Source organism: Bradyrhizobium sp. 18BD, assembly GCF_054185225.1.
The window spans coordinates 1-22275 of sequence record NZ_JAVAYL010000038.1; the positions used below are offsets into that span (position 1 = coordinate 1).

Sequence of the window (22275 nt, forward strand, 5' to 3'; positions counted from 1 at the left end):
TCGACCGAAGTCGATGCGCTGCCTGCGATTCACATCGCTGGCAACGATGGTGTTTCCTTTAAAACGTGTACCGCCGAAGTCTTTCGTCCGGTCTCGATCCAAAAAGCCGAAGCTCTTCAGAAGCGAGGCCCGCAAGGACTCCGCCGTCCACGTTTCTCTTTCTTCATCTTCACTTGTCAAACAGCCCGAGACCGTGGAGGCCTCAACCTTCCTGAGAGGAAGGGTTCCGACACCCTTACCGACGTCGAATGACTCCAACCGAGTGTGTCGGCTGTTGTGTCACTCAACAAAGTGAGGAGCATCAGTGACGCGTTCGCTCGCCTTGGTCAGTGACCCGGCGGCGCCGCGCTCAGTGGTTGGGGTTATAGGCCCCACCTTCCGGGCTGTCAACGCCAATCGTCAACAAATCGTCGCACAGTGGATCGGCGTAAAAATTCAAGCGATTACAGTCAATTAGGAGGCCCGTGGATGCGCCAACCGGAGCCAGACGGCAAAAAGTCTGAAAAAAGTTTGGGCCCCGGCGGGCTCGGGAGGGGCTCCAAAGGGGGTCCGAAGGGGGCGGGTAGCGGACCTGGGCGCCCCTCCCGGGCGGCCCCTGACGCCGGGCCGTTCAGGAAACTTTTTCCATATTAGGCGCCGTACTTGAGCCACAATCCCGCGGCGTTCTGATAAGAGACAAGCTTGAATCGCGGGGATGCCAGTGGGGGCTGCCGGCGATTTGCGTGGGGTCAGAGGAAGGCGATCATACCGATGAAGCGGCCTTCTTCAGACATTCGAAAGACATCGAGAGATCTTTTTCCGCTTAGCTGTTCGTAATTTCGGCCGGCCCGTCATCAGGGCCTTCTGACCGCGGACGCCTGTGCGGCTTGCCTTTTCCTGCGATGCCCCTCCAAGAGGGCGGCCAGGAAACGGCACGAAACCGGGCTCTTGGGTCGTTGATTGGGGGACTTAGGTTGAACCACATGACGTCACGCGGCGCTTATGGGCGTGAGACCGGGATCATCGATCTCGGCCACGAGCCGCCGCTGTCCGTCGATGGTTCGGAAGCCGCCGTCATCGATCGCCGTCGCGTCTCGGTACAATGGTTCAGCGGGACAATTCTGACCGGACTTTGCGGCGCAGCCCTCATCGGCGGCGCCGTTTTCGCTTCTCTCGACGGCGAAATGACCTTCGCCAAGGTGCCGGAGCGCGTCGAAGGCGCGCTGCGTGGTGCGTTCGGCGCAGCTGATCGTGCCGCCACGCTGCACAAGAGCGACCGCCTGCCGCCGCCGAACGAATCCACGGCCTCGCGCAACATCGTGCGCGTCTCCACCGTCGCCCGCGTCGGCAACCGCGACGTGATGCGAGTGCGCCCCTTCGTCCGGATCGCCGGCAACCTCTCGATGACGACGAGCGATCTGTCGGCGAAAATCCCGCCGTTCAACGCCCAGCGCCTGCTCACCGATGTCGGCTCCGATCCGAAGACCGCTTCCGACGATCCGAACAATCCCGAAGCTGTCGAGCCCGACGCCGAGGTCTCCTTCGTCACGAAGGATCTCTCGCCGGTGCTGCCGAAGGCCAAGATTACTGCGGTGGTTGCACTCGACGATATCCTGATGCGGGTGCGCGATGCCGCCAATTGGCGCGGCAATGGCGGGGTGCGCTACGCCTCGCTCGCCAACGCGACCGCCGACGTTTCCGGCGCGACCGGCCCGTCCGACATCAGAAGCGCCTACGCCCCTGAATCCTCGCCGTCCGATCCCTATGCCGGCTTCGAGACGCGCGTGGTGCCGGAAAACGTGACGCTGCTGCCGAAGACCAAGGAGCAGATCACCGGCGGAAATCCGAACGGCGAACGCATCCACATGGTCAAGAAGGGCGACAGCGTCGGCTCCGTCCTGCGCGATCTCGGCGCCACCGCCGAGGAGATCAAGGCGATCACCGCGACGCTCGGCCCGCGCGGCCGCGACGGCGGCCTGAAGGAAGGCGAAAAGCTCCGCATCCTGATGGCGCCCGCAAGCCCCGGCGCCCGCCTCCAGCCCTATCGCGTCGTGGTTGCAAACGACACGGTGGTCGAGGCGATTGCAGCTTTGTCCGATCTCGGCAAATACGTCGCGGTCGACGTCTCCTCCATGAACACCGTCGCCGACGCCACGGCCAACGCCAACAGCGACGACGAGGATGACGATGACGGCACCGGCGTGCGGCTCTACCAGAGCATCTACGAGACCGCGATGCGCAACAAGGTCCCGATGCCCGTCATCGAGGACATGATCAAGATCTACTCCTACGACGTCGATTTCCAGCGCAAGGTGCAGCCGGGCGATTCCTTCGACGTGTTCTACGCCGGCGAAGACGAGGGCGTGACCTCCTCGGAAAAGAACGACGTTCTGTTCGCCTCGCTCACGGTCGGCGGTGAAACCAAGAAATACTATCGCTACCAGAGCCCGGACGACGGTGTCGTCGACTACTACGACGAGACCGGCAAGAGCGCGAAGAAGTTCCTGGTCAGGAAGCCCGTCAACAACGCCATCATGCGCTCCGGCTTCGGCGGCCGCCGCCATCCGATCCTCGGTTATGTAAAGATGCACACCGGCGTCGACTGGGCCACCGCCTACGGCACGCCGATCTTCGCCTCCGGCAACGGCGTGATCGAAAAGATCGGCACTGAAGGCGGCTACGGCAAATATATCCGCATCAAGCACAACAACGGCTACGAGACCGCCTACGGCCACATGTCGGCCTACGCCAAGGGCATGGAAGCCGGCAAGAAGGTCCGCCAGGGCCAGGTCATCGGCTTCGTCGGCTCGACCGGCGCGTCGACCGGCCCCCACGTTCACTACGAAATCCTGGTCAACGGCCGCTTCGTCGACCCGCTACGCGTGAAACTGCCGCGCGGCCGTTCGCTGGAAGGCCCGATGCTGGCCGGCTTCGAGAAGGAGCGCGACCGGCTCGACGGCATGATGAGCGGCCGCGGCGGCGCCATCGCCCGCATGTCGGATGCGACCGGCGGGCCGTTGCAGGTGACGAACCGCTAAACCGGCGACTCCTCGCCCTCGTCGAGACGGGCTAGCCCAGAATCTGCGCCCGCACGATCACGAAGACGATCCCGATCGCCGTCAGGCCGAACGACACCGCCATCAGCGGCAGCAGCACGTCGATCGCGGCGTGCGAGCCGTGAAGCCGCGCGCCCCACACCATGAAGTCGCCCGCCTTCCAATCGTGAAGTGATATCGGTCCGTGAGGGGGCTCATTCGACATCCGATGCCTTCGCCCCAGTCGGGACAGTATCCACGGTAGCCCGACCGCAACGATGAACAACAGCGTGACGAAGCCCAGCGAGAGGCTGATGTCATCGCTGCGGTCGAACAGCACACAGGCCATCAACGCGAACCAGGCGACCAGGCCGACGGCAGCGCCGTAGACCTTGGGATGAAGCTGATCGAAGACGTGAATATTGGAGGCGACAAGATCTTGCCTCATGGCGAACTCCTGCGCTGGTGATGAGCAGGCTTCGCCGGACGATCTTGCTGGCAACGGTCGATGACGAGAGATCGCAGCACCTGATCGCGGCTTTGGCGGCGAACCTGTGTATGGGGGCAACCGGGGTTCGCGGCCGCAGTTTCATTAAAATCAGGTAACGCAAATAGCGCTCGCTGACCGGTGGAACCGTTGGGCGATCCTGAGGATTGATGGCTGTTAGTCCGTCAGGAGGAGACCGATCATGCAGCACCTCTCACGCGACGACGTCACCAAAGCCGTCAGCGGCGCTGACGACGTGACCATTGCAGAGATCATCGGAACTGGCGCGACCGTCGAGGAACTCGCCGAAGCCCAGGCTTGGCTCACCAATGACGAGCCCATGATCAATGACCTCAGGCCGCTGGCGCAAGGCCGCGTGCGCGCGCTCGTAGACATCCTGTCGGAGCTCGAGCAGGACGGAGACGAGGAAGGTCCCGCCTCCCCCGGCTCCGTGTCTGCCATCAGCTAGCAGGTTGCCCTCAAACAATTTCGCCCCGGAGAGACGAAGCTCTTCGGGGCGATTTGGCGTGACGTGAATGCCGCCGCTCAGTTCAGCTTGCGCTTCGATGCCGGCGCGTCGAACTGGGTGATCTCCGCAGTCTGCTGCGCCTTGCCGTTGAAGGTCAGCACATTATCAAGCACAACAATGGCTACGAGACCGCCTACGGCCACATGTCGGCCTTCGCCAAGGGCATGGAGCCGGGCAAGAAGGTGCGCCAGGGTCAGGTGATCGGCTTCGTCGGCTCGACCGGCGCGTCGACCGGCCCCCACGTTCACTACGAAATCCTGGTCAACGGCCGCTCGTTCGACCCGCTGCGCGTGAAACTGCCGCGCGGTCGTTCGCTGGAGGGCCGGATGCTGGCCGGCTTCGAGAAGGAACGCGACCGGCTCGACGGCATGATGAGCGGCCGCAACGGCGCCATCGCCCGCATGTCGGATGCGACCGGCGGGCCGTTGCAGTTCAGCAACCGCTAGTGGCAACCGGCCGGTTCCGGCCGGACATCTCCGGACAGAATTGAACGGAACGTTGCGAGACGACGCCGCGCTCCAATTTCAAGTTTCGTTTGCCAAAGCCACGTGACGGGCGAATACTTTCCAAAAAACGGGAGGTCTCGCCATGATGAACAGGCTCGCCTGCGTAGCGCTGATTGCCGCTGTTTTCTCTGTCACGAGCGCATCGGCGCAGACCTCGCCGAGAACCTGGGAGGTCACGAAACTTGTCCCCGGCTCGGCATTCCATGGCGTGCACGGGCTCGGGATCGACAAGGCCGGCCATTTGTTCGCCGGCAGCGTCGCAGGCGCCATGCTCTACGAGGTCGACTTTTCCAGCGGTACCGCCAAGGTTGCAATCCCCGCTCCGATCGGGATGGCCGACGACATCGCATTCGCGCCCGACGGCACCATGGCCTGGACCGGCTTCCTCGCCGGCGATCTCTATGCGCGCAAGGGCGACGGCCCGATCAAGAAGCTCGCGAGCGGCCTTCCCGGCATCAATTCGCTCGCCTTCCGCAAGGACGGCAGACTGTACGCCACCACGGTTTTCCTCGGCGACACACTCTATGAAATCGACGTCGAAGGCGTCAAACCGCCCCGCCAGATCATGGAGAAGATGGGCGGCCTCAACGGCTTCGAGTTCGGGCCCGACGACAAGCTCTACGGCCCGCTCTGGTTCAAGGGACAGGTCGCGAAAGTCGACGTCGACAAGGCCGAGCTGACGGTCGTCGCCGACGGCTTCAAGGTCCCGGCCGCCGTGAACTTCGATTCCAAGGGCAATCTCTGGGTGGTCGACACCGCGCTCGGCCAGCTCGTCCGGGTCGATCCCCAATCGGGCGCCAAGACGATGGTCGCACAGCTGAAGCCCTCGCTGGACAATCTCGCGATCGACGACAAGGACCGCATCTACGTCTCCAACATGGCCGACAACGGCATCCAGGAGGTCGATCCCGCAACCGGTCAGGCCAAGCAGATCATCATCGGAAAGCTCGCTTTGCCCGGCGGCATCGGCGTCACCTCGGAGAACGGCAAGGATACGATCCACGTCGCCGACGTATTCGCTTATCGCACGGTCGACGGCGCGACCGGCGAGGTCTCCGAGAAGGCGCGCATGCATGCCGACGGCGTCACGCTCGAATACCCGATGAGCGCGACGGCGAAGGGCAACGACGTGATCCTGTCGAGCTGGTTCACCGGCACGGTGCAGGTGATCGACGGCAAGACCGGCGCCACACGTGACATGCTGCACGGCTTCAAGGCGCCGCACGACGCCATCGTGCTCGAGGACGGCAGCATCCTGGTCGCCGAGCTCGGCACCAAATCGCTGGTCCGCGTCAGCGGCGACCACGGCAAGGACCGCACCCCGCTGATTGGCGGCCTCGAGGGCCCGATCGGGCTCGTCGGCGGCTCGAGCGGCGAGGTCTATGTCACCGAGGCCTTCGCAGGACAGGTCTCCCGGGTCGACAAGAACGGCGAAAAGACCGTGATCGCCAAGGACCTGAAAATGCCCGAAGGCCTCGCCCGCGGCAGCGACGGCAAGCTGATCGTGGCGGAAGTCGGCGCGAAACGGCTGATCGAGATCGCGCCGGAGGACGGCAAGGTCACCGAGATCGCGGCCAATCTTCCGATTGGCCTGACCGGGGCGCCTGGAGGACTGCCGACGCATATTCCGACAGGCGTCGCGATCGGTACGACCGGCGTCATCTACGTCTCCTCGGACGTGGAGAACGCGATCTACAAGGTCGTGAAGAAATAGCGCGCACGCCGAGCGGGCAAAAAAATCGCCCCGGAGAAACGAACCTCTCCGGGGCGATGTGTTGTCTAGGGTCTATTATCAATTCAGCTTGCGCTTCGACGCCGGCGCGTCGAACTGGGTGATCTCCGCAGTCTGCTGCGCCTTGCCGTTGAAGGTCAGCACATTGCCTGCGGACGAGATCGCAACGCTGTCGCCGTCCTTGATGTCGCCGCCCAAAATCATCTCGGCGAGCGGATCCTGGAGGTAACGCTGGATCACGCGCTTCAGCGGCCTTGCGCCGTAGGCGGGATCCCAGCCCTTCGCAGCGAGCCAGTCGCGGCCGGCAGCATCGAGCGTCAGCACGATCTTGCGATCGGTCAAGAGCTTCTGGAGCCGCGCGAACTGGATCTCGACGATACGGCCCATCTCGCTCCGCTGGAGACGGTGGAACAGGATGATCTCGTCGACACGGTTGAGGAATTCGGGGCGGAAATGCCCCCGCACCATCCCCATCACCTGCTCACGCACGGCAGATGTGTCTTCGCCCTCGGGTTGATTCACCAAAAACTCCGAACCGAGGTTAGAGGTCATGATGATCAGCGTGTTGCGGAAATCGACGGTGCGGCCCTGGCCATCGGTCAGGCGGCCGTCATCGAGCACCTGCAACAGGACGTTGAAGACGTCGGGATGGGCCTTCTCGATCTCGTCGAACAGCACGACCTGGTAAGGCCGGCGCCGCACCGCTTCGGTGAGCGCGCCGCCCTCGTCATAACCGACATAGCCCGGAGGCGCGCCGATCAGCCGCGAGACCGAGTGCTTCTCCATGTATTCGGACATGTCGAGGCGCACCATCGCGGTCTCGTCGTTGAACAGGTACTCCGCGAGCGCCTTGGTCAGCTCGGTCTTGCCGACGCCGGTCGGCCCTAAGAACATGAACGAGCCGGTCGGCCGGTTCGGGTCCTGCAGGCCCGCGCGCGAACGGCGCACGGCGGTTGCGACCGCACGCACGGCCTCGCTCTGGCCGACGACGCGGGTGCCGAGCTGCTCCTCCATCTTCAGGAGCTTTTCCTTCTCGCCCTCCAGCATCTTGTCGACCGGCACGCCGGTCCAGCGCGAGACCACCTGCGCGACGTGGTTGGCGGTGACCGCCTCCTCCATCATCTCGCCGGAGCCTTCACGGGCCTCGATGTCCGCAAGCTGCTTCTCCAGCTCCGGGATCCGGCCATAGGCCAGCTCGCCGGCTTTCTGGAATTCGCCGCGGCGCTGCGCGTTGGCAAGATCGACACGCAAAGCGTCGAGCTCGGACTTCAGCTTCTGGGCGTCGGAGAGCTTGTTCTTCTCCGCGCTCCAGCGCGACGTCAGCGCCGCAGACTTCTCCTCGAGCTCGGCCAGCTCCTTCTCGAGCAGTTCGAGACGGGTCTTGGAGCCGAGATCGCTCTCCTTCTTGAGAGCCTCCTGCTCGATCTTGAGCCGGATGATCTCACGGTCGAGCGAATCCAGCTCTTCCGGCTTGGAATCGACCTGCATCTTCAGCCGCGCCGCGGCCTCGTCCATGAGGTCGATCGCCTTGTCGGGCAGGAAGCGGTCGGTGATGTAGCGGTTGGACAACGTCGTCGCCGCAACAAGCGCGGAATCGGTAATCCGCACGCCGTGGTGCTGCTCGTACTTGTCCTTCAGGCCGCGCAGGATCGAGATGGTGTCCTCGACCGAGGGCTCGCTGACGAAGATCGGCTGGAAGCGCCGCGCCAGCGCCGCATCCTTCTCGACGTGCTTCTGGTACTCGTCGAGCGTGGTCGCGCCGATACAGTGCAGCTCGCCGCGCGCGAGCGCCGGCTTGAGCAGGTTGGACGCGTCCATCGCGCCGTCGCCCTTGCCGGCCCCGATCAGCGTGTGCATCTCGTCGATGAACAGGATGAAGGTGCCTTCGCTGGCGGTGACTTCCTGGAGCACGGATTTCAGCCGCTCCTCGAACTCGCCGCGGTATTTTGCACCCGCGATCAGCGCGCCGAGGTCGAGGGACAGCAGCTTCTTGTCCTTCAGGCTCTCGGGCACGTCGCCATTGACGATGCGCAGCGCGAGCCCTTCCGCGATGGCGGTCTTGCCGACGCCGGGCTCGCCGATCAGGACGGGATTGTTCTTGGTCCGGCGCGACAGCACCTGGATGGTGCGGCGGATCTCCTCGTCGCGGCCGATGACCGGGTCGAGCTTGCCGTCGCGCGCAGCCTGGGTCAGGTCGCGGGCATATTTCTTCAGCGCGTCATAGGCGTTCTCGGCCGTCGCGGAATCCGCGGTGCGGCCCTTGCGCAGCGCCTCGATGGCCGCGTTGAGATTTTGCGGGGTGACGCCACCCTTGGCGAGGATCGTGCCGGCCTCGCTGGTCTTCTCAATCGTCAGGCCGAGCAGCAGCCGCTCGACGGTAACAAAGCTGTCGCCGGCCTTCTCGCCGGCCTTTTCAGCGGCGTCGAACGTGCGGGCGAGCTCGGGCGCGAGATAGATCTGGCCGGCGCCGCCACCGGAGACCTTCGGCACCTTGTTGAGGGCGTCCTCGGTCGCTTTGAGAATTGCACGGGAATTGCCACCGGCGCGGTCGATCAGGCCGGACGCCAAGCCTTCATTGTCGTCCAGCAGCACTTTCAGCATGTGCAGGGTGGAAAACTGCTGGTGCCCCTCGCGCACCGCAAGCGACTGCGCGGACTGGATGAAGCCCCTGGAGCGTTCGGTATATTTGTCGATATTCATGTCTTTTCTGTCCCTCGGCCTGCCCCCGGGGCCCTCTAAGGCACCCCAAACGGCATCTTCATTGGGTTTCCGCTCGCCGCGTTGACGTTCCTCAACCGACAGCGGTCGTTATCAGCCGGCGCTGGCGCCGGCCTGACCCAGATGTGGGAAGCGTGCCCTCGGATCGGAAGAGGCGAGTTCACAATTTCGTGCGCTGATGCGCCCGCTTGGCGTGGCCCGGTCGAATCCCCTAAATAACGGCATGACAGCCAGCCAGACCGCCGAAATCACCGGCCTTTACCGCTACCCGATCAAGGGCCTGACGCCCGAGAGCCTGCCCCGGGTCCCCCTGCGAACCGGCCAGACCCTGCCCGCCGACCGCCGCTACGCCATCGAGAACGGCCCGAGCGGGTTCGACCCCGAGGCGCCCGCCTGGAAGCCGAAAATCCAGTTTCTGATGCTGGCGCGCAATGAGCGGCTGGCGACCCTCGACAGCCGGTTCGAGGACGCGACTAACCAGCTGACCATCCGCAAGGACGGCCAGATCGTCGCCAGCGGCGATCTCGAGACCGCTGCCGGGCGCGCCGCCATCGAGGGCTACTTCACCGAGAATTTTCAGCCGGAGCTGAAGGGCCCGCCGAAAGTGCTCTCCGGCCGCGACCACAGCTTTTCCGACGTCGCCCGCAAGGTTGTGTCGATCATCAATCTCAACAGCGTCCGCGCCATCGAGGCCATGCTCGGCGGCACCGCCGTACATCCCTTGCGCTTCCGCGGCAATCTTTACGTGACCGGCTGGCCGGCCTGGTCCGAGCTCGACCTCGTCGGCCAGACGCTGGCGATCGGCCAAGCCCGGCTGCAGGTGGTCAAGCGCATCGTCCGTTGCCCGGCCACAAACGTGGACCCGGTGACGGCCAAGCGCGATCTCGAGATCCCGCCGACGCTGTCGCGCCATCTCGGCCACATGGATTGCGGCATCTATGCCGAGGTCATCGCTGACGGCGAGATCGGCGTCGGTGACGCGGTCGCGGTGGAAGAACCGAGATTGGTGTGAGCCAACGTCGGCTCAACACACTCCGTCATTGCGAGCGCAGCGAAGCAATCCAGAGATCTGTCCGCTCAGACAGCCTGGATTGCTTCGTCGCTTCGCTCCTCGCAATGACGACGGCGAGAGCCTCAGTTCGGCATCACATACGCATAAATCCGGCCGCGCGAGATCGGCGCCTCGCGGACGCGGTTGCCGTTGTTGCCGGAGATCATGATCGGATTCCCCTGCGCGTCGATGCCGGTGATGATGCCGACATGGCCGCCGCGGCGGCCGCGCGACGTCACGGCAATGGCGCCGACCTGCGGGCCGGAGACGCGCGTGCCGTAGCGCGCGAACGAGCTCGCCATGTCCGATCCCGTGCCCTGATGGCCGGTGTGCTGCAGCACCATGTTCATGAAGCGCGCGCACCACAGGCTGCCGCGCCCGGTCGGATTGCCACCGAGATAGCGGCGCGCCTCGGACACGAGGCCCGATCCGCCACCGAAGCTGCCGCTTGCAGCCATGGCGCTATTGGCCGCGCCGCCGCTGTTGGCGTTCGGATCATAGCTGGCCTGCGTGTCGCCGAAGCCGCTCGCCTGCAACTGCGCCGCGCTGCGCTCGAAGCGCGAGCTGCGGGCATGGTGGCGATAATGATGATGTCTGGCATGGTGCACGTAAGCGTGCCGCTCTGCGCTATGACGATGATGTGGCCGCGCTGAGGCCGGAGAAACGAATGCGGCAACCGCCGCGAAGAAGATCGCCATCGCAACAACACAACGCGACAGGCGAGACGCAAACAACTCAACCATTCTTCATCCTTAACTGACACCCCCACTTCCAGGCCGGCCCGTGCGGTGGCCGACATGTGTCCGGCCGTTAAGCGGTCCGATGTGGCGAGAAAAAGACGCCGCCCCCAGTGAATAGCTGCGATGATTTTGTGTTGGTGCTGGTTGGATGCTGCCGCATTGCGGACAACAACATTAACTGCGATCCTGCAATCGCGGCTTGAAGAGAGGGAAACAGTTAATGCCCCACGCCACGACCAGGGACGACGTCCGCATCTATTTCGAGGAAGCGGGTCAGGGAACGCCGATTATTTTTCTGCACGAGTTCGCGGCCGACTACACCAATTGGGAGCCGCAGATGCGCTACTTCTCGTGCGGCCACCGCTGCATCACCTATTCCGCGCGCGGTTACACGCCGTCGGACGTGCCTGACGGCGAGGTCTACACCTTTCAGCATTTCTACACCGACGCGCTCGCCGTGCTCGATCATCTCAAGATCGTGCGCGCACATCTCGTCGGTCTGTCGATGGGCGCCTATTCCTCGCTCCAGATCGGGCTGAACGCGCCGGAGCGCGCGCTGTCGATGACGCTGGCCGGCGTCGGCTCCGGCTCGGAGCTCGAGAACCTGGAGATCTGGCGCAAGCAATGTCGCGCCAATGCCGAGCAGTTCGAGACGCTTGGCTCCGCCGAAGTCGCAAAGGTCACGCGCGAGGCGCCGAGCCGGATTCCCTTCCTGGTGAAAGACCCGCGTGGCCACGCCGATTTCTACGCCGCACTGGCTCGGCACGATGCAAAGGGCTCCGCCAACACGATGCGCGGCTTCCAGGGCGGGCGTCCGTCGATCTACACGCTGACGGATGCAATTAGGAAGGTGCCGACGCCCGCGCTGATCATCTGCGGCGACGAGGACGATCCCTGCGTCGGCGCGAGCCTGTTTTTGAAGAAGCATCTGCCGGCCGCGGGTCTCGCGATGTTTCCAAAATCCGGCCACGTGCTCAATCTCGAAGAGCCCGCGCTGTTCAACGAGAGCGTGGAGCGGTTCGTGACGCTGGTCGAAGCCGGCCGCTGGCCGGCGCGCGATCCGAGGTCGCTGGCGGCGCATTAAGGCGACGCAGCACCACACACTCCGTCATTGCGAGCATAGCGAAGCAATCCAGAATCTCTCCGCGGAGACAATCTGGATTGCTTCGTCGCAAGAGCTCCTCGCAATGACGGAGGAACTATTTTCCACAACCCCGGCTCAGCAGAAACACGCCCTGCTCGCCGAACATGTTCCACACCCACCAGGGCAGGTTCAGCGGCACCGGGCGGCCATAGAGATCGAGCGCGACCGAGCGCTCCATCTTGACGTTGATCGCGTCGCAGAGCTCGACGAAATCCTTGATGGTACAGAAATGGATGTTGGCGGTGTCGTACCAGGTCGCCGGCAGATTCTCCGTGCGCGGCATGTGGCCGCCGATCAGGAGCTGCAGGCGCATCCGCCAGAAGCCGAAATTCGGGAACGAGACGATGGCCCGGCGGCCGATGCGCAGCAGATTCTCCAGCACCACTTTCGGCTGCCGCGTCGCCTGCAGCGTCTGCGACAGGATCACGTAATCGAAGGCGTCATCCGGGTAATTGACGAGGTCGGTGTCGGCATCGCCCTGCACCACCGCGAGACCCTTGGCGACGCAGCGGTTGACGCCCTCGCGCGACAGCTCGATGCCGCGGCCGTCGATGCCGCGGCTCTCCAGCAGTTGAAGCAGATCGCCCTCGCCGCAACCGACGTCGAGCACCTTCGAGCCCGGCTTGACCATCTCGGCGACCAGCAGGTGATCGGCGCGAAACTGGGCCGGCTGCTCCGCAACGGCGCCGCCGAGCGGCAGCACTTCCTGTACAGACATCGCTAGCCGTCCTCGTCAGTCGTTCTTGTCGGTGAGCCCGCGCGCCTTGCCCGCCGATTGCAGGAAGGCGCGGGAGATGTCGAAGAATTCGGGCACGTCGAGCAGGAAGGCGTCGTGGCCACGATCGGTCTCGATCTCGGCGAACGACACCCGCGCGCTCGAGGCATTCAGCGCATGCACCAGCGCGCGCGATTCCGAGGTCGGGAACAGCCAGTCGCTGGTGAAGGAGACCACGCAGAAGCGGGTCTGGATGCCCGCGAACGCCTTTGCGAGCACGCCGCCATGGTCGCCGGCGATATCGAAATAGTCCATCGCGCGGGTGAGATAGAGATAGGAGTTGGCGTCGAAACGCTCGACGAAGGACGAGCCCTGGTAACGCAGATAGGACTCGACCTGGAAGTCGGCGTCGAACGAGAAGGTCGGCAGCTCGCGGTCCTGCATGCGCCGGCCGAACTTGCGGTGCAGTGCGGCGTCCGAGAGATAAGTGATGTGCGCGGCCATGCGCGCGACCGCGAGGCCGCGATGCGGATGGATGCCGTGATCGGCATAGCCGCCATTGTGCCAGTCGGGATCGGCCATCACGGCCTGGCGGCCGAGCTCGTGGAACGCGATGTTCTGCGCCGAGTGCCGCGTCGCGCAGGCGATCGCCAGCGCGGAGTAGACGCGCTTGGGATAAGCCGCGGTCCATTGCAGCACCTGCATGCCGCCCATCGAGCCGCCGACCACCGCGAATAGCGTGTCGATGCCGAGCCGGTCGATCAGCATCGCCTGTGCACGCACCATGTCCGGAATCGTGATGACAGGGAAATCGAGACCCCACACCTTGCCGGTCGCGGGATTGATCGAGGCCGGCCCGGTCGAGCCCATGCAGCCGCCGATCACGTTGGAGCAGATGATAAAGTAGCGGCTGGGATCCAGCGGCCGGCCGGGGCCAACCAGCGTCTCCCACCAGCCGGACTTGCCGGTGACGGGATGCACATTGGCGACGTGCTGGTCGCCGGTCAGCGCATGGCAGATCAGCACCGCGTTGGAGCGGTCGGCATTGAGCTCGCCATAGGTCTGATAGGCGATCTGGAACGGGGAGAGATCGACGCCGCAATCGAGCCGCAGCGGCTGGTCGGTGCCGAACAGCGCGACCTGCGAGCTCGGATGATCGACCTCGTGCGACCGGTCGTCGGCACTGATCGCGGGGGCACTGATCGCAGGACTTGGAATCGACTTGACGCCAACCATCATCGACCTCGTATGCGACGGAAGCTGGACCGCCGCTGACATCAGGCCATGAAAAACCCGGCCTGAACGATAGGTTCGGCCGGGATCGGAAGCGTCCCCGGCCTGTTTAGCGAGTTTTTTAACGTGGCTGCAAGCCGGCCGGCTCAAATGACCACGGAACAGGCAAAACCTACTGTCTTGGGCGGTTTTCGTCAAGTCGTGGCCGGGATGAGCCAAATTCGTCTCTGCCATCTTGGCCTGAAGGGGTGTCATTTCTCTTTGCTTTCGCCGCCCCGACTGCCTAATCAGGACATCGACCGCAGCGGATCCGAGCTTACCAATTTACTTGGCCGATCCGTATTGGAACGCCTCTCAACAGCCCAAGCTCTCAAAAGTCCAAGTCAGATATGACCCAACGCCCGCCCGCGCCACCATCGCTTCAGGAATTGCGCAAGGAGATCGACGCGATCGACGAGGGTATGCATCGCCTGCTGATGCAGCGCGGCGACATCATCGACCGCCTGATCCAGGTGAAGCAGACCCAGGAGGTTGGCTCGGCGTTCCGCCCGGCGCGCGAAGCCTCGATGATGCGCGACATCGTGCAACGCCATCGCGGCATCCTGCCGCTCGACACGGTCGAGAGCATCTGGCGCGTCATCATCTCGACCTTCACCTACGTCCAGGCGCCGTTCTCGGTGCATGCCGACATCTCGGTGAGCGAGCCGGCGATGCGCGATTCCGTGCGCTTCCATTTCGGCTTCACGGTGCCTTACGTCGCGCATTTCAGCGCGCAGGCCGCGGTCGAGGCGGTGGCGAGGTCCAAGGGCGACCTGGCACTGGTCTCGGCGACCTCGAGCCGCACGCCGTGGTGGCTGGAGCTGGAAGCAGCCGGCGCGCCGAAGATCATCGCGCGAATGCCCTTCGTCGAGCGTGCCGACCATCCGGCCGCGCTGCCGGTGTTTGCGATCTCGCGCGTCGCCGACAGCGCCGTGGTGACTGAGGTCGAAACCTTCAGCGTGCGCGTGTCCGGGTGGAATGCCGAGGTCGCGCGGGCGCTGTCGCCGCTGGCCGAGATCGTGGCGGTGCCCGATACCGCCTTCGACGGCGCGGCGCTGCTGGTCTCGGTCACCAGCGCAACCAGCATCGACAAGATCAAGGCTGCCCTGATCGAAGCGGGGGCCTCGGTGCGCTCTACGGCCCTCGTCGGCAGCCACGCAACGCGCTATACGGTGGCCCCGACCGGGCCGAATTCGTAGATCGCGTACCGCTTAAGCTATTCCGGAGTTGAAGATGTCCCGCCCCGTGCCGAATCCCGGCATTCTCGATATTGCGCCCTACACGCCCGGCAAGACCCCGGTGCCGGAGCCGGGCCGCAAGGTGTTCAAGCTCTCGGCCAACGAGACGCCGTTCGGCCCCTCGCCCAAGGCGATCGAGGCTTTCAAGAAGGTGGCTGATCACCTCGAGGACTATCCGGAAGGCACCTCGCGCGTGCTGCGCGAAGCGATCGGCCGCAGCTTCGGTCTCGACGCCAACCGCATCATCTGCGGCGCCGGCTCGGACGAGATCCTCAATCTGCTCGCCCACACCTATCTCAGCCATGGCGACGAGGCGATCTCGACCACGCACGGCTTCCTGGTCTACCCGATCGCGACCATGGCGGTCGGCGCCAAGAACGTGATCGCGCAGGAGACCAACCTCACCTGCAACGTCGACGCCATCCTCAAGGCGGTGACGCCGAAGACAAAGCTGGTCTGGCTCGCCAACCCCAACAATCCGACCGGCACCTACATCCCGTTCGACGAGGTCAAGCGCCTGCGCGCCGGCCTGCCCTCGCACGTGCTGCTGGTGCTGGACGCGGCCTATTCCGACTACGTCTCGCGCAACGACTATGAAATGGGGATCGAGCTGGTCGCCACCACGGAGAATACCGTGGTGACGCACACCTTCTCCAAGATCCACGGCCTCGCCGCGCTGCGCATCGGCTGGATGTTCGGCCCCGAGCACATCATCGACGCCGTCAACCGCATCCGCGGCCCGTTCAACGTGTCGACGCCGGCGATGTATGCCGCGGTTGCCGCGATCGAGGACACCGCGCACCAGGCGATGTCGAAACAGTTCACCGAGACCTGGCGCAACTGGCTGGCCGAGGAGATCACCAAGCTCGGGCTGAAGGTGACGCCGGGCGTCGCCAATTTCGTGCTGATCCACTTTCCGGAGACCGGCAAGACCTCAGACGCGGCCGACGCCTATCTCACCAAGCGCGGCCTTGTGCTGCGCGCGCTGAAGAATTACGGCCTGCATCATGCCCTGCGCATGACCATCGGCACCGAGGAGGCCAACCGCCTCGTCGTCGACGGCCTGCGCGACTTCATGGCCGGCAAATGAGCGCGACCCCGCACTTCCAGCGCGTCGCGCTGATCGGCTTCGGCCTGATCGGCGGCTCGATCGCGCGCGCTGCGAAGCTCCAAGGGCTGGCCGGCGAGATCGTCACCACCGCCCGCTCGGAGAAGACGCGTGCGCGCGTGATCGAGCTCGGCATCGTCGACCAGGTCGTGGCGACCAATGCGGAAGCGGTGAAGGACGCCGATCTCGTCATCCTCTGCATTCCCGTCGGCGCCTGCGGGCCGGTGGCGCAGGAGATCGCGCCGCACCTCAAGCCCGGCGCGATCGTCTCCGACGTCGGCTCCGTCAAGGGCGCGATCGTCAGGGACATGGCGCCACACCTGCCGAAAAACATCCACTTCGTGCCGGCGCATCCCGTCGCGGGCACCGAGCATTCGGGCCCCGATTCCGGTTTCGCCGAGCTCTTCATCAACCGCTGGTGCATTCTAACGCCGCCGGAAGGCGTCGATGCCGCGGCCACCGATCGCCTGCGCGCGTTCTGGGCGGCGATGGGCGCCAAGGTCGAGATCATGACGCCCGATCATCATGATCTCGTGCTCGCGATCACCAGCCATCTCCCGCATCTGATCGCCTACACGATCGTCGGCACCGCCGACGAGCTGGCGCAGGTGACGGAGTCGGAAGTCATCAAATTCTCCGCCGGCGGCTTCCGCGACTTCACCCGTATCGCAGCGTCCGACCCGACGATGTGGCGCGACGTGTTCCTCGCCAACAAGGAGGCCGTGCTGGAGATGCTGGGCACCTTCACCGAGGATCTGGCCAAGCTGACCCGCGCGATCCGCCGTAACGATGGCGAAGCACTGTTCGACCATTTTACCCGTACCCGTGCCATCCGCCGCGGCATCGTCGAGATCGGCCAGGATTCGGCAGCCGCGGATTTCGGCCGCCAGCATGGGCAGCTCGGCGAGAAGCCGTGAGCTCAAACAAAGCTGCGTAGCCCGGATGGAGCGAAGCGCAATCCGGGACGGTGCGTGCGGTATCGAAGAACCCCGGATTGCGCTTCGCTCCATCCGGGCTACAGCATCTCACGGCTAGAACGGATAGTAGCGAATCTGCGTCATGACGATGTTGTCGTCGGTCTTCGGCGCACCGCCGACGCCGGCGAACGCGAAGCGCTGCGTGTAGGAATACTGCACGCCGGCTTTGAGCGTGCCGTAATTGCCCTGGTAGATGGTGTCATAGATTCCGGCCGTGATCTGCCGGACCTCCCTGGTATTGCCGTTGCAGGTCGCCGCCGGCGAGTTCTCGATACCGCAGCCGGTGTTGTTGTAGAGCGGATTGCCATAGCCGAACGGCACCGTGCCGACATTGGCGAAGTTGGCCTTGGCTTTTTCCAGGCCCGCATAGGAGTAGACGTCGAGGGTCGGCAGCGCATGCCAGACCAGGCCGACCGTAGCTGCCGTGATCGTCAGCGGAAGGATGGTGCCGTCCTGCGCCACCGCCGCGTCGGGGAACGGCGTCTGCGTGAAGCGCCCAAGCACGCCGTGCGAGCCGTAGAGCTGGAGGTCGAGCGTTTTCGGAACGAGCTCCGCGAAGATGTGACCGCCAAAGCTGCCGGTGTCGTAGGTGTGGTTGGCGTTGTTGAAGCGATCGAACAGCTGGCGATAGAGCGCCCAGGCTTCGACATGCAGCTTGGTGGGCCCGAGCCGCGGATCCCACGCCGCTTTCACTGTCACGTCAGGTACCTGGTTCAAGCTGACATTGTTGAGGCTGTTGAAGAAGCTTCCGCCGGGTCCGGTCAGATTGACTTGAAGGTTCGGATTGAGCACGCCCTGCGGCCCGACGGCGGGTGTGCCGACAGTCGGGACGTTACCACCGAAGAACGCAGTCTGCGCATTCTCGACCGATGCCGCCAGCTTGAACTCCGGCCCGATGTCCTGCCAGACGCGCAAGCCCGGCTGACGCGCGCCGATGAATCCGGGAACGGATTCGAAGTCGATCACGCCGGGCGCATCGACGCCGCGAGGGTCGATGCCCGCCTTGGTCGGCGCGTTCAGCGACCATGATTGTCCGGCGAGGAAGTGCAGGCCGAGATCGCTGCGATCGACCTCCAGGCTGAGCTGCCGCATGCGCGGATTGAACGAGTTGGTCGCAACCGAGCTCGCCGTCTGCGCCGCGCCTTCGAAGTCGATTTCGCCGTAGCCGGCGAGATGCGTATCGGCATCGACATTGCCTTCGGCGAGCACCGAAAACCGGCTCTGGCGAGCGGAGAAGCGCGTCTCCGGAATGTTGAAATTCCGGCTCTGCTGATAGGGGATGAAATTGTAGACCGAGCCAGTGTCGGAGGCGAGATTGCGCGTGCGGTAGATGCCGGTGAGATCGACCCAGCCGCCGAATGTCAGCGTCACGCCCTTGTAGCAGACCTTGCCGGCCGCACATGGATCGGCGGCGAGCGCCTTGTAACTTGCAGGCAGCTGAATCGACTTCGCCTGCGCTTCAACCTGCCGCGTCTTGCGCGCCTCCTGGTCCACGCGTTGCTGCAGCTCTTTCAGTTTGGCCTTCAGCGCCTGGATTTCGGTTGCGACATTGTCGTCGGCACGGGCCTGTCCTGAACAGGCAGCGAGCATTCCCAGCATCAGTCCGTAGTTGATGATCCGCACGTAAACCTCCCTCCACTTGGGAAGCAGGTTCGAGTCCTCGCGCCGTCTCCGGCGCCTGCATGCTTCCCTGGTGTGGAGTGATTTGAATGCGGCAGCGATTATTCTCGGCGAGGTGCATCTTCTGCATCACGTTTTCCTGACGCTCATGTTCGGAATATCTGCGCGGCCTGGACGATCGTCATGCACGATTGTCGCTATTGTCCAAGGCTGCGCGCATTGAGCCCGGCCGGGACATGACCGGGCCCAACTCGCGATGGGCAAGCGGTGGATGGCGGCTATTTGCCCTTGGTCGCGCGCATCACGGTGGGACGCGGTGATTTGGGTGAGGGGACGGATGCCATCGTCTCCCGCGTCATGGGACTCGCAAGGTTGGGACTCGCAAAACTGCGATCGCCGTTCGGATACATTGAGGCGTACGCGGCCGGCTCCTGCGACTGCCATTGCCACTGCGCGAACGCGGGCGTCGCGAGCGCCGACGAAACCGCGATGGCGGCAACGAACAGTTTCGACTTGGTCATGATATCTCTCCTGCCTGGGCGGCCCGCAGCATCGTGCGGCCGACATGGAGAGAGAGCGGGGTTTGCAGCTCGGCATTCCCCGGCGCGTCATCACGATCCGGGGAAGAGAGCGTGACGTAGGAGCGTCGCGTTAGTAGCCCGATGAGCGCAGCGATATCCGGGGTCTCGCCAGCCGTACCAGCGGCCCCGGATTTCGCTGCGCTCCATCCGGGCTACGGGGCTCAATACAACGGCGGAATCTGCCCAACCGTCACAGGCCCGAGCAGCACGGCACCGTCGACGAATTTCAGCGGAAAGCTTCTCGCCTTCTTGCCTTCCAGCGTGCTCTCGGTGCCGATCGAATTGATGCCGGCGGCAAGGCCGGCATTGGCGTTCTGCTTGATGACCTTGCCGAGGCCGGGCACGGCGCGGTCAAGCGCGCCGAAGAGATTGTTGAGGTCCTGCGACTTCACGCCGGGCGCGACGCGGTCGAGCGTTGCCTGCGGCACGCCCTCTTCCAGCATCTTCTCGATGCCGAGCGCCGGGATCACGCGCTCGAGGCCGGTCACCGTCATCTGCAATTCACCGTCGAGTCGGCCATTGGCCGAGAGGCCGAGCGTGCCGGCCGCGACCGCGATCATCTCGCCCTGCTGGATGCGCGACTGTACGATCTCGATATGACCGCCGGCCGCCTGGATCTCGCGGAAGCGCTGCGGCCAGGGTTTGGGCGTGAGGTCGGAAAGGCCCGTGATCTTCGCACGCGTGTCGGCCTCGAACGGCTCGGCGAGCAAGGGATGAACGCCCTGGATGCTGCCTTGCGCGAGGTGGAGCACGGTCTCGATCACGGGATGATCGGACTTCGATTCCTCGGCGAGGCGGCCATGCAGCTCGATCTGCTTGGCGCGCGCGAGCGGCACCTGCACGCTGCCGTCGAGGCGGTTGAGGCTGGGATCGTCGAACACGATGGAGGCGCGGTCCGGCACGGCCGGCAGGCCGACCACGCTGCTGCGGCCCTTGCTCCAGTTCACCACGAAGGTGTTTTGCGTGACGCCGTCGATCAGCGTCGCCGGTGCGGAGAATTCGGCAATGACGAGCTTGGGATCATAGACCTGCGCAACGACCAGGATGTTGTCCAGCTTGGCCGTGAACGGCGTCTTGCTGGCGTTCTGCGACACCAGGGCGACGCTGGCGCCGGAGCACTGGACCTCGAAGCGGAACGGGAAGCCCGCGATCGAGCGCTTGGCGCAATCATAAATGCGACCGGACTTGGCCTCCTGCGCGCGCCAGGCGTCGGCGGCCACCTCGGCCTGTGAAGCGGCATAGAACCAGAAGCAGCTCCACGCGACGGCGAGGATCAGGACAAGAACTGGAGCGATGAAAAGGCCCCAACGGGAGCGCCGGCCTGCGGCAACGGTCATATCGGACATGCGGCGACCCTTTGACCCCAGATTTTGGCAAATGTTAGCGAGGCCGGCCTCACATCAAGGGCGGAGAATTCGCTTCGCTTGGGGGCCCGGTTCTGGTAGCCGTGCCCGAAATGTCCGAAATCACCCTCCCCTCCGTCACCACAGCCAAGGGCGACCTCTGGGTGTTCGGCTATGGCTCGCTGATGTGGCGACCGGGCTTCGAATTCGAGGAACGCGTTCCGTCGCGGCTGGTCGGCGAGCATCGCGCGCTCTGTGTCTATTCCTTCGTGCATCGAGGCACGCCAGAGAAGCCGGGCCTGGTGCTCGGGCTCGACCGCGGCGGCGCCTGCCGCGGCATCGCCTTCCGCGTCGCTGAAAAGAACCGCTCCGACGTCGTCGCCTATTTGCGCGCGCGCGAGCAGGTCACCTCGGTCTACCGCGAGGTGATGCGCTCGGTGTGGCTGGAGAACGATGCGCGCCAGCGCGTCTCCGCGCTCGCCTATGTCGTCGACCGCGGTCATGTCCAATATGCCGGCCGTCTCTCGCTCGCCGATCAGCACCGCCACGTGATCCAGGGGCATGGCCAGTCCGGCGCCAACCGCGACTATGTCACGGCGACTGTGAAGGCGATCGAGGCCGAAGGATTTCGCGATACGCAGCTGCATCAGCTTGCGACCATGCTGCATGGTGATGCCCAGCACGCGCCGCCTCCCGTGGAAGATCAAGAGAACCGCTAACTCTCTGACGGCGCGTAGCTCGGCGCGCTGCCGATCAATTGCTCCTGCTCCTTGCGGCCCGCTTCGACGAGGCGAGCGGTCGCCTCTTCGATGGCGGTTTGCACACGGGAGAGAAACTCGTCCTTCGGCAGGCCCGGCGGCAGCGGATCGAGGAATTCGACCACCAGCGTACCAGGATAGCGCATGAAGGTACGGCGCGGCCAGAACAGGCCGGAGTTGAGCGCGATCGGCAGGCACTGCACGCCGCAGGATGAATAGATCTGCGCAAAGCCGGTCTTGTAGTCCGGCGGCGCTCCCGGCGCGCGACGCGTGCCTTCCGGAAAGATCACGAGCTGCTTTCCGCTGCGCACGGCCTCGCGCGCGCGGCGCGTCATGTCCAGCAGCGCCTTCACGCCGGCATTGCGATCGATCGCGATCATCCCGGTCTTGGCCAGGAACTGGCCGAACACCGGGATCTGCATGAGCTGGCGCTTGAGGATGAAAATCGGGCGGTTGAAGAAGCCTGGCAGCACGAAGGTCTCCCAGAACGATTGGTGCTTTGCGACGATCACCAGCGGCCCCTGCGGGATCTTCTCGACACCGCGGAATTCCACCTTGATGTTGCAGACCACGCGCATCAGGAGCATCGTCGCCTTCGCCCACCATTCGGCGACGGTCAGCATGGCGCGTGGCGGCAAGGCAAAGGTCGGCAGCGCCACGATCGCGAGGACGACCAGCACGGTGTAGAACAGCACGTTGAACACGAGCGAGCGCAGGAAGATCAAAGACATCGACGGTCCGT

19 protein-coding genes, 1 pseudogene and 1 riboswitch are annotated in these 22275 nt (G+C 64.4%); of the genes and pseudogenes, 10 read left to right on the top strand and 10 right to left on the bottom strand.

Translation table 11 applies throughout. The features are described from left to right. Positions 1 to 258 (bottom strand): hypothetical protein (locus tag RAD16_RS39615; RefSeq protein ID WP_458163385.1); only part of this gene is annotated, 258 nt, incomplete at its 3' end. 695 nt (positions 259 to 953) lie between these two features. Between RAD16_RS39615 and RAD16_RS39620 the strand changes: the two genes are divergently transcribed. Continuing rightward, a complete protein-coding gene (locus tag RAD16_RS39620) occupies positions 954 to 3017 on the top strand; it encodes a M23 family metallopeptidase (protein ID WP_458163387.1) in 2064 nt (687 codons plus the stop codon). Between the two features lie 31 nt (positions 3018 to 3048). On the opposite strand, the gene RAD16_RS39625 is transcribed toward RAD16_RS39620, so the two are convergent. Continuing rightward, the gene (locus RAD16_RS39625) at positions 3049 to 3462 is read right to left on the bottom strand and encodes a hypothetical protein (RefSeq protein WP_458163389.1); all 414 of its coding nucleotides are present in this window, start codon (positions 3460 to 3462) and stop codon (positions 3049 to 3051) included. Positions 3463 to 3703: 241 nt separating this feature from the next. Here RAD16_RS39625 and RAD16_RS39630 point away from each other — a divergent pair, with 241 nt between their 5' ends. The 3 genes and pseudogenes from RAD16_RS39630 (at position 3704) to RAD16_RS39640 (ending at position 6250) form a co-directional block, all read left to right on the top strand. Further along, positions 3704 to 3970, top strand: a complete 267-nt coding sequence (locus tag RAD16_RS39630) for a hypothetical protein (protein ID WP_458163391.1) — start codon at positions 3704 to 3706, stop codon at positions 3968 to 3970. Between the two features lie 152 nt (positions 3971 to 4122). Further along, positions 4123 to 4476, top strand: a pseudogene (locus RAD16_RS39635) (M23 family metallopeptidase); the annotation flags it as partial. Between the two features lie 142 nt (positions 4477 to 4618). After that, positions 4619 to 6250 carry a hypothetical protein gene (locus RAD16_RS39640; protein ID WP_458163393.1) on the top strand — a complete coding sequence of 544 codons (1632 nt, stop codon included), beginning with the start codon at positions 4619 to 4621 and terminating at the stop codon, positions 6248 to 6250. 78 nt (positions 6251 to 6328) lie between these two features. On the opposite strand, the gene clpB is transcribed toward RAD16_RS39640, so the two are convergent. Then, complete coding sequence (gene clpB / locus RAD16_RS39645; protein WP_458163395.1) at positions 6329 to 8968, bottom strand: ATP-dependent chaperone ClpB; 2640 nt, start codon at positions 8966 to 8968, stop codon at positions 6329 to 6331. Positions 8969 to 9209: 241 nt separating this feature from the next. Here clpB and RAD16_RS39650 point away from each other — a divergent pair, with 241 nt between their 5' ends. Beyond that, the gene (locus RAD16_RS39650) at positions 9210 to 9998 is read left to right on the top strand and encodes an MOSC domain-containing protein (protein WP_458163397.1); all 789 of its coding nucleotides are present in this window, start codon (positions 9210 to 9212) and stop codon (positions 9996 to 9998) included. Between the two features lie 122 nt (positions 9999 to 10120). Here the strand turns inward: RAD16_RS39650 and RAD16_RS39655 are convergent, their stop codons facing one another. Continuing rightward, positions 10121 to 10780 (bottom strand): TIGR02594 family protein, encoded by a 660-nt coding sequence (locus RAD16_RS39655; protein WP_458163399.1) that lies wholly within the window; start codon positions 10778 to 10780, stop codon positions 10121 to 10123. A gap of 217 nt (positions 10781 to 10997) precedes the next feature. Between RAD16_RS39655 and RAD16_RS39660 the strand changes: the two genes are divergently transcribed. Then, entirely contained in the window at positions 10998 to 11861 is an 864-nt protein-coding gene (locus RAD16_RS39660; protein ID WP_458163401.1) for an alpha/beta fold hydrolase, read from the top strand. 115 nt (positions 11862 to 11976) lie between these two features. On the opposite strand, the gene metW is transcribed toward RAD16_RS39660, so the two are convergent. Further along, positions 11977 to 12639: a methionine biosynthesis protein MetW gene (metW, locus tag RAD16_RS39665; protein WP_458163403.1), complete on the bottom strand. Its 663-nt coding sequence runs from the start codon at positions 12637 to 12639 to the stop codon at positions 11977 to 11979. Between the two features lie 15 nt (positions 12640 to 12654). Then, entirely contained in the window at positions 12655 to 13872 is a 1218-nt protein-coding gene (metX, locus tag RAD16_RS39670) for a homoserine O-acetyltransferase MetX (RefSeq protein WP_458163436.1), read from the bottom strand. Between the two features lie 85 nt (positions 13873 to 13957). Further along, a riboswitch (SAM riboswitch) is annotated at positions 13958 to 14037 on the bottom strand. A gap of 221 nt (positions 14038 to 14258) precedes the next feature. On the opposite strand from metX, the gene RAD16_RS39675 reads away from it, so the two are divergent. From RAD16_RS39675 to RAD16_RS39685, 3 genes are read left to right on the top strand one after another with little or no spacing between them, the layout of a single operon-like run. Beyond that, positions 14259 to 15107: a chorismate mutase gene (locus tag RAD16_RS39675; protein ID WP_458163405.1), complete on the top strand. Its 849-nt coding sequence runs from the start codon at positions 14259 to 14261 to the stop codon at positions 15105 to 15107. Positions 15108 to 15141: 34 nt separating this feature from the next. Further along, positions 15142 to 16236 (top strand): histidinol-phosphate transaminase, encoded by a 1095-nt coding sequence (gene hisC / locus RAD16_RS39680; protein WP_458163407.1) that lies wholly within the window; start codon positions 15142 to 15144, stop codon positions 16234 to 16236. Further along, positions 16233 to 17171: a prephenate/arogenate dehydrogenase family protein gene (locus tag RAD16_RS39685; protein ID WP_458163409.1), complete on the top strand. Its 939-nt coding sequence runs from the start codon at positions 16233 to 16235 to the stop codon at positions 17169 to 17171. The genes hisC and RAD16_RS39685 overlap by 4 nt, the downstream gene beginning before the upstream one ends. A 114-nt stretch (positions 17172 to 17285) precedes the next feature. On the opposite strand, the gene RAD16_RS39690 is transcribed toward RAD16_RS39685, so the two are convergent. The 3 genes from RAD16_RS39690 to RAD16_RS39700 form a co-directional block, all read right to left on the bottom strand. After that, positions 17286 to 18854 carry a hypothetical protein gene (locus RAD16_RS39690; RefSeq protein ID WP_458163411.1) on the bottom strand — a complete coding sequence of 523 codons (1569 nt, stop codon included), beginning with the start codon at positions 18852 to 18854 and terminating at the stop codon, positions 17286 to 17288. A gap of 275 nt (positions 18855 to 19129) precedes the next feature. After that, positions 19130 to 19372 carry a hypothetical protein gene (locus RAD16_RS39695; protein WP_458163413.1) on the bottom strand — a complete coding sequence of 81 codons (243 nt, stop codon included), beginning with the start codon at positions 19370 to 19372 and terminating at the stop codon, positions 19130 to 19132. 221 nt (positions 19373 to 19593) lie between these two features. Continuing rightward, complete coding sequence (locus tag RAD16_RS39700) at positions 19594 to 20778, bottom strand: DUF2125 domain-containing protein (protein WP_458163415.1); 1185 nt, start codon at positions 20776 to 20778, stop codon at positions 19594 to 19596. Positions 20779 to 20888: 110 nt separating this feature from the next. Between RAD16_RS39700 and RAD16_RS39705 the strand changes: the two genes are divergently transcribed. Next, positions 20889 to 21494, top strand: coding sequence for a gamma-glutamylcyclotransferase (locus RAD16_RS39705; protein WP_458163417.1), 606 nt, complete (start codon positions 20889 to 20891; stop codon positions 21492 to 21494). Here the strand turns inward: RAD16_RS39705 and RAD16_RS39710 are convergent. Further along, positions 21491 to 22264, bottom strand: coding sequence for a lysophospholipid acyltransferase family protein (locus RAD16_RS39710; protein WP_458163419.1), 774 nt, complete (start codon positions 22262 to 22264; stop codon positions 21491 to 21493). The genes RAD16_RS39705 and RAD16_RS39710 overlap by 4 nt on opposite strands. Between the last annotated feature and the right edge of the window lie 11 nt (positions 22265 to 22275).

Coding starts and splice junctions, on each gene's coding strand:
- RAD16_RS39655 (WP_458163399.1), bottom strand. CDS start 10,780: ATGGTTGAGTTGTTTGCGTCTCGCCTGTCGCGTTGTGTTGTTGCGATG.
- RAD16_RS39695 (WP_458163413.1), bottom strand. CDS start 19,372: ATGACCAAGTCGAAACTGTTCGTTGCCGCCATCGCGGTTTCGTCGGCG.
- RAD16_RS39650 (WP_458163397.1), top strand. CDS start 9,210: ATGACAGCCAGCCAGACCGCCGAAATCACCGGCCTTTACCGCTACCCG.
- RAD16_RS39705 (WP_458163417.1), top strand. CDS start 20,889: ATGTCCGAAATCACCCTCCCCTCCGTCACCACAGCCAAGGGCGACCTC.
- RAD16_RS39675 (WP_458163405.1), top strand. CDS start 14,259: ATGACCCAACGCCCGCCCGCGCCACCATCGCTTCAGGAATTGCGCAAG.
- RAD16_RS39660 (WP_458163401.1), top strand. CDS start 10,998: ATGCCCCACGCCACGACCAGGGACGACGTCCGCATCTATTTCGAGGAA.
- RAD16_RS39640 (WP_458163393.1), top strand. CDS start 4,619: ATGATGAACAGGCTCGCCTGCGTAGCGCTGATTGCCGCTGTTTTCTCT.
- metX (WP_458163436.1), bottom strand. CDS start 13,872: ATGGTTGGCGTCAAGTCGATTCCAAGTCCTGCGATCAGTGCCCCCGCG.
- hisC (WP_458163407.1), top strand. CDS start 15,142: ATGTCCCGCCCCGTGCCGAATCCCGGCATTCTCGATATTGCGCCCTAC.
- RAD16_RS39685 (WP_458163409.1), top strand. CDS start 16,233: ATGAGCGCGACCCCGCACTTCCAGCGCGTCGCGCTGATCGGCTTCGGC.
- metW (WP_458163403.1), bottom strand. CDS start 12,639: ATGTCTGTACAGGAAGTGCTGCCGCTCGGCGGCGCCGTTGCGGAGCAG.
- RAD16_RS39710 (WP_458163419.1), bottom strand. CDS start 22,264: ATGTCTTTGATCTTCCTGCGCTCGCTCGTGTTCAACGTGCTGTTCTAC.
- RAD16_RS39630 (WP_458163391.1), top strand. CDS start 3,704: ATGCAGCACCTCTCACGCGACGACGTCACCAAAGCCGTCAGCGGCGCT.
- RAD16_RS39625 (WP_458163389.1), bottom strand. CDS start 3,462: ATGAGGCAAGATCTTGTCGCCTCCAATATTCACGTCTTCGATCAGCTT.
- clpB (WP_458163395.1), bottom strand. CDS start 8,968: ATGAATATCGACAAATATACCGAACGCTCCAGGGGCTTCATCCAGTCC.
- RAD16_RS39700 (WP_458163415.1), bottom strand. CDS start 20,778: ATGTCCGATATGACCGTTGCCGCAGGCCGGCGCTCCCGTTGGGGCCTT.